Below are 14,148 nucleotides of genomic sequence, written 5' to 3' on the forward strand. Positions count from 1 at the left end.
TGTTTGATATGAATTCTGGAATTATCCCCGAACTCGAAGAACAACGCCGCGACGCCCTGGTCGCCTATTACCTGGGCCAGATCGTACCGTCATCGAACACGGCGGCGCCCTTGCGCCTGACCACCCCCGAGGACCTCTACGAATACCTGCTGATCGACAATCAGGTCAGTGCCCAGGTGGAAACCAGCCGCGTCGCCCAGGGCATCGCCAGCCTCCAGCAATATATCCACGCGATCTACAACGGCATGGAGCCCGGTTACCCCTATGGGTTCAGTGCCGAAGAGCTGCGCTTGTGGCGCGAGAGCATGAGCGAGTACAGCGTCTGGGCCGGCTACCAGATGATCGAGGATTACCCGGAAAACTACATCGACCCGACCCTGCGCCTGGGCAAGACCAGCCAGTTCAAGAACCTGGAGAACGACCTGGGGCAAAGCCGCCTGACCGAGGACAGCGTGCAGACTGCGCTGAAAAACTACCTCAGCCAGTTTGAGTTGGTGAGTAACCTGAAGGTGGTCTCGGGATATATCGATGGCACGGACTTCAGGCACGCCCATTATTATTTTGTCGGTCGGCAAAACGTCGAGCCTTTTGCGCACTATTGGCGCAAGGCGGCGATTGACCTGAATGATTCCAGCACCCATGTCTCGCCTGCGGCCTGGAGTGAATGGAAAGCCATTGATGTGGCCTTCGATTCGAAGGTGGCGCATGTTCGGGTGGTGACGATCATGGGCCGTCTGCATGTGGTCTGGGTGGAGCCCGGCCCGGCGGAGGTCGACGCGGATGGCCAGAAGACCGGCCGCTATTCGTATTTTATAAAGATGGCCTATAAACAAATCAATGACCAGTGGGCGCCCTCCACGACGCTGTTTAGCGGGTATACCGATAAAGAGCGCTTCGAAGATGAACTGGCCAGCAATGGAGATTTTGTTCGCGGCTTTGTCTTTACCGTGACCATGGATATCCGAAAATCTGGTCAGACGAACCTGGTTATTTGCTTCACGGCCTGGGCCCCTTCGGGGGCAAACGAAGTGATAGAGACTACGACTGAAGAGGTGGTCCTGGTGATGGATCGCTTTTTCAAAGTCGTTAATTTGTCGAGCACCACGGGAGAGGGGCGGGAGTTGATGACCGTGGCGAAGGCGATGTTTGGCCGCAACGCCGAGTGCTTGCAGTTCCCCTATGCGGAAATCGATGATGGCGGTGTCAATATAAAGTGGCGGTTGAAAGAAATTGTTTATCAACCCGACTCGCCGTGGTCCACGCCACACCCACCCAATGCATTGAACCAGCGCTTGGAGTTTAGCGCGGCTTTGTTCATGGACCCTGGGCCGGGAGCGGTCGGGTTGTTCCTGCTCCAGGGGCATTGTTCGGCTATCGAACTGGAGAGGGATACGCTTGAAATTTTCATGGGCAATAGTTCAGCCCAGGTGGCGATCGGCAATAATATGAAAGCCACGGCGTTAATCACCACCCGTGATCGCAGGTTATACGGGGAGGTGAGAGTAGATGCGGGGTTTTCCACGTTGCCGCTGCCGGCTGGAGAATGGCTTCACGAAGGCGTAGTGGTCGGTAGTTTTCAGCCGGGGACCTATAAAAAGTACATCGAACCGTCGGGGTATTTCTATTATTTTGCGCAAGTGGAGCTTGACCTTGACATAGCCACTCTTCCGTCTTATGGACCGGGTGAGATAAAAAGAGCAGACATGTTCAAGGTTGAGTTGTCGGGAGGGCTGGAACTCGGATTGGGGAGTGCGAGTAATATTTGTGTGGAAAAGCAGCGGCCGGTCACCAAGGATTTCAAGATCTGGACCTATTGGTATGAGGAAGACGGTAGCAGAGTGGGAACGCCCATATGGACAGGCAAGCTTACGCTGAATGGTAACGCATCGACTCCAGCGATCCCCCGGATAGTCACGGCGGCCAGTCTGGAAGAACTTTACTATTTTCAGTTTGGTCATCAGGTCGGCGAGCACACCTACAACCAATATGACGTTCACCTGGTTCCCGAGCTCAGCCGTGCGGCCCCCCGCGTGGTCTCCAATCAAGGGGCTCAGTTCCTCGATCTTGAAGCATTGGCATTGCCTTCATTGCGTTATGTAAGGCTCAACAATCTGTTTGCCAAGGAACTGATCGCCAAGGCGGCATTCTCTGTGGCAGCGGCCTTGAGCTGGGAGACCCAGCACACGGAGGAACCCCCCGTTCCCGGTACTTCGCAAGCGGTTCCCCTGGATTTCAACGGTGCCAACGGGCGTTACTTCTGGGAATTGTTTTTCCATGCCCCGCACCTAGTCGCACGGCGCTTGCACAGTGAGTTCGATTACCTGGGCGCGGAAACCTGGTATCACGCCATTTTCAATCCACTGGCGCGTATTCAGCCGCTCTCTCCCGCGCCTTCCGTGGACTATCCCTATTGGTGTGTCAGGCCCCTGGCCCAGCCGGATAGTCCCGCCGAGCAGTTTTTCAGCCTGGGTGGCCTACGCGATCCGGACGCGATTGCCTATAGCGTGCCCTCGCACTATCGCAAGGCGATCTTTACCGACTACGTGAAAAACCTGATTGCTCGTGGCGACATGCTCTACCGGCAATTGACCCGCGATGCCCTCAACGAAGCCAAGCTCCTGTATGTTCGCGCCTTGTCCTTGCTTGGCCCCTTGTCCAAGGGCCGCAGCATCAGCCGCTGGGAGCCTATGCCGCTGGTGGATGCGGCGGCCTATGAAAGCGCTTTGTTCAGCGCCTTCGAATCATCGATCCAGACGCTGTTCGCCGAGGATATTCCCCAGCATATCCAGGGCGACCCCTGGTTGCGCCTGATCGACGCGCCCTGGTTCCGCTTGCCGGTGAATACGCAACTGCTCGACTTATGGGACAACCTCGACTTACGCTTGGGCAACCTGCGCAATAACCTCACCCTGGACGGCAAACCCTTGCTGCTGGCGCTTTACGAGGCGCCGGCCAATCCGTTCGACCTGTTGCGCGCGCAGTTGGCCGGCGAGGGCGGCGGCACCCGGCGGCTGGGGTCCCTGGCGATCATCCCGCCTTACCGTTTCCGCGCCATGCTGCCCCGTGTGCAGAACGCCGTTGACACCTTGATCCGCTTTGGCGAACAGGTACGCACCTATATGGAACTGCGTGACCGCAGCCAGCAGGAAGAGCTGCTGCAATCCCATGTGCAGGAACTCTCTGATTTTGGCGTGACCTTGCAGGAGCAGGCCATTGAACAGGCCCGCAGCAGCAGGGATGCCCTGGCGGCCAGCAAGGCGATGGTGCTTTCCCGTCACGCTTACTACGAGCGGTTGCGTAAAGAAGACGTTTCCGACGATGAAAAATTGGCCATGTATGAACGTGTGGTTGGGGGGGGCATTACAGCGGGCTTGGCTGGGGCAACGACTGCCGCGCAGGTAATGGATGCAATCACGGTGAATGTTGTCGGTGTATCTGGTGGCGTACGCAAGCCTGCCGCGCTTGCCTTCGCGGCAATAACGGCTGTCGATGTTGCTGCACAAGGTTTGGTAGTCCATGCCGATTTTCTAACTCAGAAAGAGCAGTATCGCCGCCGACGCGAAGAATGGGATTTCATGATCGAGCAGGCCACGGCTGAAATCGCAGTGATCAATGAGCAGATAAAGGCTCAGAAAATCGTTATCACTTCCGCTGAAACCGGTTTGTTGCAAGCCAAAAAAGCCCGCGAACAGGCAGAAGCCTACTATGACTTCCTCAAGCACCGTTCCACCGGCCCGGGGCTGTACCAGTGGTTGCTCAGCCAGATGTCGACGCTGTATTTCCAGGCCTATGACGCCGTGTTGTCGATGTGCCTGGCCACCGAGGCTGGTTGGCAATATGAGCTTGGCGATCATGACACGCGTTTTATTCCCCATGATGCTTGGGCCGACAACCGTCAGGGCCTGAATGCTGGCGAAGCCTTGAAGCTGGGTTTGTTGCGCATGGAGTCGGCGTTTCTCAACCGCCATGAGCGCCGCCTGGAACTGACCAAGACCATCTCCTTGAGAGCCTTGCTCAAGGATTACGACCCCAATGCCGCGCTTGATAACGCTACGCTTGGGGTCACCGGCTGGGATGCGGTGCTGGACCAGCTCAGAGAGTATGGCGAGATCCCGTTCCAGCTGAACAGCTCGCTGTTCGACAAGGACTATCCCGGCCATTACCTGCGTCAGTTGGTGGGCGTGAGCCTGTCGTTCCCGGTGGTGCTGGGTCCGTATCAGGACATTCATGCCACCCTGGTGCAAACGCGCAGCAGTACCTTGTTGAAACCCTCATTGGGTGGCGTGGCAAGTCTCTATAGCGATGCCAGTGAATTGGCTGCGGGCAGCGATATCGAACTCGATCGGCGGTACATCGTCTTCAATCCGCGGATAAGCCAGCAGGTCGGGCTGTCCAGCGGCCTGGATGATTATGGTCTGTTCACCCTGAACTTCGATGATGAGCGCTACTTGCCGTTCGAGGGAACGGGCGCCGTGTCGAGCTGGACGCTGAGTTTCCCTCGGTATCCCTCGGAGCATCAACAGGCGATCTTCGATTCGTTGACTGACATTATCTTGCAGGTACGTTATCTGGCGGTGGACGGCGGCAAGGTGCTGGCTACCCAGGTCGAGCCGTTGGTGGCCTATGTGGAGCAACAAGAGTCTGTGCGAGCCTTGCTTTCAACACCACTGTTACAGCAGCAGGGTGAGTTATGAACAGCGGAATTATCCATGAACTCGAAGAACAACGCCGTGACGCCCTGGTCGCCTATTACCTGGGCCAGATCGTGCCGTCATCGAACACGGCGGCGCCCTTGCGCCTGACCACCCCCGAGGACCTCTACGAATACCTGCTGATCGACAACCAGGTCGGTGCCCAGGTGGAAACCAGCCGTGTCGCCCAGGGCATTGCCAGCCTCCAGCAGTATATCCACGCCATCTACAACGGCATGGAGCCCGGTTACCCCTATGGGTTCAGCGCCGAGGAACTGCGTCTGTGGCGCGAGAGCATGAGTCAGTACAGCATCTGGGCCGGTTACCAGATGATCGAGGATTACCCGGAAAACTACATCGACCCGACCCTGCGCCTGGGCAAGACCAGCCAGTTCAAGACCTTGGAAAATGATCTGGGGCAAAGCCGTTTGACCGAGGACAGCGTGCAGGTGGCGCTGAAAAACTACCTCAGTCAGTTTGAGTTGGTGAGTAACCTGAAGATGGTCTCGGGTTATATCGACGGCACGGACTTCAGGCACGCGAATTATTATTTTGTCGGTCGGCAAAACGTCGAACCTTTTGCGCCCTATTGGCGCAAGGCGGCGATTGACCTGAGTGATTCAAGTACCCACGTTTCGCCCTCGGCCTGGAGTGAATGGAAAACCATCGATGTTGCTTTTGAAGCTGGCGTCACCCAGGTTCGCCCCGTGGTGATTCGCGAGCGATTGCACGTGGTCTGGGTCGAAGCCGGCCAGCCGCAGATCAACGATGACGGCCATAGAACCGGAAAATACTTTTATTCGGCCAAGATGGCTTATAAGCAACTCAATGATCAATGGTCGCCGGCGACGATACTTTATACAGGGCTCACCTCGGTGAACACCTTGACAGATAAGTTGGCGGCGGAGGTCTATATCCGGAGTGGTGCGTTTTCGGTGGCCATGGATGTTCGTATTGCCTCGAGCCCTCGGTTAGTCGTAGCCTTTAAACTGGGCGCGAATGCGGATCTGCGAGTGTACGATGAGTCATTCAATCAGATTATATTGAGTGTGGCAGAACAGAATGAGTTGTCTCTCGTGGCGAGTTCGATGTTCGGCAACGACCCAATGCGCTTGCAGTTTCCTTATGTGGGCATCGATAGCGGCTCGGCGAATATTGACTGGATCATCGGTTCGGTGATGTGGGATCGTGAAAGCTCCTATAATTACTATCCCTCTCCGGGAGAATATCCGGATGCCTTGAATTCCTATCTGGAGTTCAGTGCAACCTTGCACATGAGTAAGAACGCTCAGCAGGAGCTGATTGGAGGAAAACTTGAGGTTCAAGGCGCGTGTTCAAGTGTCCGTATGGAACGGGTGGATATCAAGCTTTCCCTTCAGGATCGACACGTTTGGGAATACTCGAGTCCGGTTGGTTTATGCCGGGTTGAGGTTCTTTGGGGAGTTTATTATGAGGGAGGGCAGACCTGGGCACTGTGCGAGATGATTAATCATGTGCTCTATTTTGAGGAAAAAATAAATCACAGTCATGTATTTAGTCATGATGGAACAGCGCTTGTTACGATAGATCAAAATACGCCGTGCACCCCAGAAGGCGCGGATTGGAACAGCTCTTTTCATAATGGGCGTGTCAGGCGGATGCGCTACAAAATTCCATTGGGCCTGGAACTGGATACGCTCCTGCCTCTCACACTTGAAGACGTTCAGGAAGGGGCTTCATTTAAGGTGGTATCGACAGTCGCTCTCAAATGGGGTGGTTCGGTCGGAGGGACTTTTAACTTTATAAATAAATCAAATATATTCTCTGAGACTTTTGCCCCGCTGACGCGTGATTTTGGAGTTTGGTACGCTTATGAGAGTGACGGTGCTTATATGGAGGAGCGGTTGGGCTCAGCGGCGCTTACGTTAAACGGTGCAGCTAAAACTCCCTTGTTCACAAAAAGTTGGACTGGCGCAACCAACACTTCTTATGCCTTTCCTTTTGGTGTGGCGAAATCTACCGATCCTGGAATAGGTTGGAATAGATTTCTGGTGAGTCTCAGTCCCATGCTCCGTGACGCCCCTAAAGTGATGACCACCGCGGCGGGCGCGCAGTTTCTTGATCTGCAGGCATTGGCGCTGGACGACCTGCGTTATGTTCGGCTAAACAGCTTGTTCGCCGCCGAGTTGGTCACCAAGGCGGCATTCTCCGTGGAAGCGGCCTTGAGCTGGGAGAGTCAGCACACGGAGGAACCCCCCGTTCCCGGTTCTTCGCAAGCGGTTCCCGTGGATTTCAACGGTGCCAACGGTCGTTACTTCTGGGAGTTGTTTTTCCATGCCCCGCACCTGGTCGCACAGCGCTTGCACAGCGAGTTCGATTACCTGGGCGCGGAAACCTGGTATCACCACATGTTCAACCCCTTGGCGCGGATCCAGCCGCTCGATCCTCCGCCTGCGGTGGACTATCCGTATTGGTGTGTCAGGCCCCTAGCCCAGCCCGACCGTCCCGCCGAGCAGTTTTTTGGCCTGGGTGGCCTGCGCGATCCGGATGCGATTGCCTACAGCGTGCCTTCGCACTACCGCAAGGCGATCTTTACCGACTATGTGAAAAACCTGATTGCCCGAGGCGACATGCTTTACCGGCAACTGAACCGCGATGCCCTCAACGAAGCCAAGCTTCTGTATGTCCGCGCCTTGTCCTTGCTCGGCCCCTTGTCCAAGGGACGTAGCATCAGCCGCTGGGAGCCCATGCCGCTGGTGGATGCGGCGGCCTATGACAGCGCTTTGTTCAGCGCCTTCGAATCGTCGATCCAGACGCTGTTCGCCGAGGATATTCCCCAGCATATCCAGGGCGACCCCTGGTTGCGCCTGATCGACGCGCCCTGGTTCCGCTTGCCGGTGAACACACAGCTGCTCGACCTGTGGGACAACCTCGACTTACGCCTGGGCAACCTGCGCAATAACCTCACCCTGGACGGCAAGCCCCTGCTGTTGGCGCTTTACGAGGCGCCGGCCAATCCGTTCGACCTGTTGCGCGCGCAATTGGCCGGCGAGGGCGGCGGTGCCCGGCGGTTGGGGTCACTGGCGATTATCCCGCCTTACCGTTTCCGCGCCATGTTGCCCCGTGTGCAGGGCGCCGTTGACACCTTGATCCGCTTTGGCGAGCAGGTACGCGGTTATATGGAGCTGCGTGACCGCACCCAGCAGGAAGAGCTGCTGCAGGCCCATGTGCAGGAGCTCTCCGAGTTTGCTGTGACCTTGCAGGATCAGGCCATTGAGCAGGCCCGCAGCAGCAGGGATGCCCTGACGGCCAGCAAGGCGATGGTGGCTGCCCGTCAAGATTATTACGAGCGGTTGCGTAGAGAAGACGTTTCCGGCGATGAAAAATTGGCCATGTATGAACGTGTGGTTGGGGGGGGCATTACAGCGGGCTTGGCTGGGGCAACGACTGCCGCGCAGGTAATGGATGCAGTCACGGTGAATCTCGTCGGGACGTCTGGTGGCGTACGCAAGCCTGCCGCGCTTGCCTTCGCGGCAATAACGGCTGTCGATGCTGCTGCAAAAGGTTTGGTAGTCCATGCCGATTTTCTAACTCAGAAAGATCAGTATCGCCGCCGACGCGAAGAATGGGACTTCATGATCGAGCAGGCCAAGGCTGAAATCGCAGTGATCGATAAACAGATAGACGCTCAGCGCATCGTTATCGCTTCCGCCAACACCGGTTTGCGGCAAGCCGAAAAAGCCCGCGAACAGGCCCAGATCTACTACGACTTCCTCAAACACCGTGCTGCCGGCCCGGGGCTGTACCAGTGGTTGCTCAGCCAGATGTCGACGCTGTATTTCCAGGCTTATGACGCCGTGTTGTCGATGTGCTTGGCCACCGAATCGGGTTGGCAATATGAGCTGGGCGATCATGACACGCGTTTTATTCCCCATGACGCCTGGGCCGACAACCGTCAGGGTCTGAACGCCGGCGAAGCCTTGAAACTGGGCTTGCTGCGCATGGAATCGGCGTTTCTCAACCGCCATGAACGCCGCCTGGAACTGACCAAGACGATCTCCCTGAAGGCCTTGCTCAAGGATTACGACCCCAATGCCGGCCGCCATGGCGCTACACCCATGGCGACCGGTTGGGATGCCGTGCTGGATCAGCTCAGGGATCATGGCGAGATCCCGTTCAAGCTGAACAGCTCGCTGTTCGACAAGGATTATCCCGGCCATTACCTGCGTCAACTGGTGGGCGTGAGCCTGTCGTTCCCGGTAGTGCTGGGGCCATATCAGGACATTCATGCCACCCTCGTGCAAACGCGCAGCAGCACTTTGTTGAAACCCTCGTTGGGTGGTGTGGCGAGTCTCTACAGCCAGGCCGGGGAACTGGCCGCCGACAGCGATATCGAACTCGATCCAAGGCACATTGTGTTCAATCCAAGGATCAGCCAGCAAATCGGCTTGTCCAGCGGCCTGGATGATTATGGTCTGTTCACCCTGAACTTCGACGATGAGCGCTACCTGCCTTTCGAGGGAACGGGCGCGGTGTCGAGCTGGATACTGAGCTTCCCCCGGCATGCCTCGGCGCATCAGCAAGAAGTCTTCGATTCGTTGACCGATATTATCCTGCAGGTGCGTTACCTGGCGGTGGATGGTGGTAAGGCGTTTGCCGCCCAGGTCGAACCGTTGGTGCGGTTTGTCGAAGCCCAGGATGAAGTCGGCCGCCCTGCGACCACGGCCTTGACCGTGAGCACGGGCGAAAAGCTTGCCAATGGCGTGGATGCCTATACGGTCACCGTCACCGCCAAGGATGCCGAGGGCCGTCCGCTCAAGGATGTTCTGGTGATGTTTCCCGAAATCGCGAACGCCTCGCTCCAGCATGTAGCCGGTACGACCGATGCGCAGGGGCAATGCGAAACCACCATCACCTCGACGATGCCCGGTCCCAAGACGGTACGCGCCACGCTGTTTGGTGGTACGGCGGTGGCCGGCAGTCCGAAGACCGTCGAATTCATCGCCGATGTTTCGGCTCAACTGTCGTTGGAGATGCTCCCTGACAATAAGGTCGTCAGCGATACGGAACAAAACAACAGGGTCTATGCGAAGGTGCGAATGAGCGATGGCTCCGCGGCTCCGCAGGGTACCCTGGTAACGTTTGACGCGGTCGATGACGTTGTTTTTAACTCGACCACTTGCCGGACCGCGGGCAATACCGGCCAGTGCACTGTGTCGGTGGGCAGTACCGTGGCGAAGACGCACACGATCACTGCCAGGCTCGAGGGGGACGCTTCAGTGGCGCAGGTCGACACGACATTCCTTCCCAAGTGGTATAGCCCTGCCGCCTGCACCCTGGAGCCGATCGAGGGAACCCGCTTGGCCGATGGTGTGGATGTGCACCGTGCGACAGTGACTTTTCGTGATGTCTACGGTAACCCCGCTCCGGGGATGGCGTCGACCGTCTACATACGGTTCCCCGAGGTGCCCGGCCTCACCTTTGACCCTCTTGAATGTCATTTTGAACAGGGGAGTGCAACTACCAGCACGAATATTACTTCAGAGCTTGAGGGCACCTATTCCATTACGGCGACCTTCGAGGATGGTGCCCCTATAGGGCAGCCACAGCTTGCAAGGTTTGTCGATAATCAGGGGTGACCAGAGCGACTCTGATCACGTGTAGGCATCAAACACGGAGCGTAGGTTATGTCGGTTCTGGCGCAGGGTATGCACACTCATACACCGACACTGGCGGTGGTTGATCCCCGTGGTCTGGCGGTGCGGGTGGTTGCTTATTGCCGTTCCGTCGAGACGGCAGAGGCCGAAGAGCGGATCAACCGCAGTGCCTATGACGCGATGGGGCGGTTGATCGAGCAATGGGATCCCAGGCTTTGGGCGCTCAGTACGGAGGATGATGCAACGCCTGCCAATCTCACCAATGCTTATTCACTGTCCGGGAAGGTGTTGGGGTCGATCAGCGTCGATGCGGGCAAGCGGGTCAGCTTGTTCGGTGATGGCGATCAGCTTGTTCAAACCTGGGATAGCCGGGGCAGCGAGCGGTGGGTCGAGTATGACGATCTGCTGCGACCGCTGGCCATTTTCGAGCTGGGCGAAGGTGAAGCCGCGCGATGCACCGAACGTTATGGATACGCTGATGCCGGTGCCGATTTCGCCGCTCACAACCAATGTGGGCAGTTGATCCGACATGATGATCCGGCGGGCTCGTTGACGGTGGATGACTACGCCTTGACGGGCGCAGTGCTTGAGCAGACCCAGCGCTTTCTGAGCGCGCTGGAATCACCGGATTGGCCGCAAGGGCTGCCGGAACGGGATGTTCTGTTGGAGCCCATGGAGCAAGCGGCAACCAGCGCGACGTACTTTAATCCGCTGGGCGATGTGCTGGAACAGATTGATGCCAAGGGCAATCGGCAACTGTTCGACTACACCGTGGATGGCCAGTTATTGGCGAGTCATCTGCAACTGAGCGGTCAGGCCACACCTCAAACCCTGGTCAGCGCCATTGCCTACAGCGCCTACGTTCAGGTTGAGCAGGAAGCCGCGGGCAACGGTGTGGTCAGTACGCTGACCTATCGCCCTGAAGACGGTCGTCTGACTCGGCTTCAGGCTCGACATGGAAGTGAAACGCTGCAAGATCTGCGTTACGACTACGACCCGGTGGGTAATGTGCTGAGCATTGAAGACGCTGCCTTGCCGATCAGGTACTTCGCCAACCAGCGAGTAGAGCCGATCAAGTGCTATGACTACGACAGTCTCTACCAACTGATCGAAGCGACCGGTTGGGAGGCGGGCGCCGCCAGTCGAGGGCCGGAGTTCAATCGCTTCGACGATCCGGGTGCCGTTGCCAACTACCATCAAACTTACCGCTATGACTCCGGTGGCAATTTGCTGGAGTTGGTTCATGTCGGCCCGCAAAACCACAGCCGCAAGCTGACAGCGGCGCGCTACAGCAATCGTTGCCTGCCTGAGCAGAATGACCGGCCTCCCACCGAAGAGGAGATCGCTGCCGCTTTTGATGGCAACGGCAATCTGCTGGAACTGCAACCGGGACAGGCAATGAGTTGGGATGTGCGTAATCAGTTGCGCGAGGTACGACCGGTTGAGCGTGAGAGCTCTGACGATGATCTTGAATTGTATCTGTACGGTGGCGATGGGATGCGGCGGCGTAAGGTCCGCTCCACCCAGACCAACGCCCGCTCGCTGATATCGGAAGTCCGCTACTTGCCGGGCTTGGAAATCCGCACTCGCGAAGGCACTGGCGAAGTGTTGCAGGTGATCTGCGTACAGGCCGGACGCAGCGCCATGCAGGTGCTGCACTGGGAGACCACGCCGCCTTCTGGAATCACTAACGATCAATATCGCTACAACCTGACTGACCATTTGGGTTCCAGCAGCCTGGAACTGGACAGTGAGGGCGAGGTGATCAGTCAGGAGACCTATCACCCCTACGGCAGTACGGCCTGGTTTGCCGGGCGAAGTGAAGTGGAGGCCAGTTATAAGACTGTGCGCTATTCAGGCAAGGAGCGAGACGTGACGGGGCTTTATTACTATGGATTCAGATATTACGCACCTTGGTTATGCGGGTGGATAAACCCTGACCCAGGTAGGGCTGTCAATGGGTTGAACTTTTATCGAATGCTGAACAGTAATCCTATCGCAAATATTGATCCTGATGGGATGGCCCCTCAGCGGGCCCGGGGGCTTTGGAAATTTGCAATTGAGAGCGTTATTCAGGCGCGTGATACGCGAGATATAGTTACGCTTGCTCCCGGTATCATTGGTGTCGTGATGATGGGAGGTGCGGAAGTGTTTGAGCGAATAGGTATTTCCCTTACGCGCGATTTTGTAGGTGCACGCTCACTTTTTTACTTGTCCATAGACTCAAGATATGAAAGCAAGATCGTAGGAGGGGATGGGCCTATTCCATTAAAATCAAGCACGGCCGATAGCTTGAACGCTGCGATTGGGAGTCCGCACTCAGAGTTTACGGCTTACATTAATTCAGGATTCTATAATGCGGGTCGGCGAGCCGACGCCAATGCCCCTGCTTGGGCGTCGATCGGGCCTATTTCAGTGGGTGGGGAGCTCAAAAGGTCAGTGGCTTTGCCGGACCAATATAAAGATGATTATGTGCAGCTGACAATGGATGATGCTTCATTTATTTATACAGGACCTTTATTGGCGGAAGGTGGGTCGGTGGCATTTACTTCAGATAAATTGGATGATCCAAAATTTCAATTCTCTGAAGAAAAAAATATACCAGGATACTTGGTGCACGCAAACAGACCCAATAACAGATCGGCTATTAGTTTGCCTGCTGAATCGGGAGGCAAGGATGCTCGTACTCGGCTTGTGATTGGTCTGGGTGTTGGACGAGGCGATAATTCTCCGGGGTTCACTCTCGCGGAGTGGGCCGAAGTAACAAATAGACTCGACCGTTTGAATGCCACGCCCGGACGCTCGATAAATTTGGATGGTGGTGACTCAAGTGCGCTTGGTGTCCTCAGTCCGAAAGTCGCGTTAATGGATGCTCAGGCGCGAGGGAACCCCCAAAGGAAAGTTGGGAGCTTCATTGCTTTTTCAATGAGAAAGCAATAGGGCCTGTGGGATGGAAACATAGGATAAGTCGATTAGGATCTACATGTGCTTGTAGCGGATTTAGACAGTAAATTGGAAGTAAAATCGGCGTTACTGGGACGAATTGATTTTGCGAGTTAGCTTCGAAGTGAGGGCAAGGCTATGAATCCGCTGCCCCCCGCACGGTTGTGCGGGGGAGCTGTTTCACACCATCAGGTGGTTACTGCTTGTTGGTCATCGAGCAGCCCATCCATTTCCTGTTGCGCCATATCGATCAAGTGCACGGTCCCCAAGGCGAGTTTGCGCTGCGAGCCCTGGAGATTGTCCGCCGATTCGTAGGCGGTCGCCGAGGCGCTTTGGAGTATTTCATAAATATGGAGCAGGGTTTCTTCGGTGTTACGTGATTGCCGTTTCCGGGGGCTGATACGAGTCGCGGGTAATTCGTAGTGAGCGAAGGCACGCTCGGCAGCGAGCCGGAATGCTGGGGAACTGAGGTCTTCCGCGACAGGCGGATTGGGGGTGATCTTGAACATGGTGATACTCCGTTAACCGTTATGGGGAGCAACCACGCTTCGCTTGCACGCGAAGTAGGGTGGCAGCTGTACGCAGGTGTGCAAGACCGGTGGTTATCGGAGCAAAATCCCGGCAGATCCGAAGATCTCCCACGCACAGCCACCATAACGCGGCATCTCAGAGACAAGTCTCTGAGATTTTGGTCAGGTGTCATTGCTCGTTCACCAGTCCGGACTTGCACGTCCGTATCACCGAATTTACGGTGATGGATGCAGACTAGTCATCGAAATGGGCAGAAGCAACGGGTTGGGATTTTCTAGGAAATTTCAGTCAAGTGAAAGGGAATAGTCTTCGTGGGGGGGCCTATCCAGAACAGGTGATAGGCTGGG

At 56.4% G+C, this 14,148-nt stretch carries 4 protein-coding genes; 3 read left to right on the plus strand and 1 reads right to left on the minus strand.

From position 1 onward, the window contains the following. Positions 1 to 8: 8 nt before the first annotated feature. Genes M5C01_RS19495 through M5C01_RS19505 form a run of 3 tightly spaced genes read left to right on the plus strand, consistent with a single transcriptional unit; the run spans position 9 to position 13,267 of the window. A complete protein-coding gene (locus M5C01_RS19495) occupies positions 9 to 4,694 on the plus strand; it encodes a neuraminidase-like domain-containing protein (RefSeq protein WP_256350522.1) in 4,686 nt (1,561 codons plus the stop codon). Continuing rightward, positions 4,691 to 10,309 carry a neuraminidase-like domain-containing protein gene (locus M5C01_RS19500; protein ID WP_152739994.1) on the plus strand — a complete coding sequence of 1,873 codons (5,619 nt, stop codon included), beginning with the start codon at positions 4,691 to 4,693 and terminating at the stop codon, positions 10,307 to 10,309. Before M5C01_RS19495 ends, M5C01_RS19500 begins: the two co-directional genes overlap by 4 nt. Positions 10,310 to 10,357: 48 nt before the next feature. Continuing rightward, positions 10,358 to 13,267 (plus strand): RHS repeat-associated core domain-containing protein, encoded by a 2,910-nt coding sequence (locus tag M5C01_RS19505; RefSeq protein WP_152739993.1) that lies wholly within the window; start codon positions 10,358 to 10,360, stop codon positions 13,265 to 13,267. Between the two features lie 191 nt (positions 13,268 to 13,458). On the opposite strand, the gene M5C01_RS19510 is transcribed toward M5C01_RS19505, so the two are convergent. Further along, entirely contained in the window at positions 13,459 to 13,779 is a 321-nt protein-coding gene (locus M5C01_RS19510; protein WP_152739992.1) for a hypothetical protein, read from the minus strand. Positions 13,780 to 14,148: the final 369 nt, after the last annotated feature.

Origin of the sequence: Pseudomonas sp. MWU12-2319, from assembly GCF_023242525.1 — a bacterium.
Classification (GTDB): Bacteria; Pseudomonadota; Gammaproteobacteria; order Pseudomonadales; family Pseudomonadaceae; genus Aquipseudomonas; species Aquipseudomonas gingeri_D.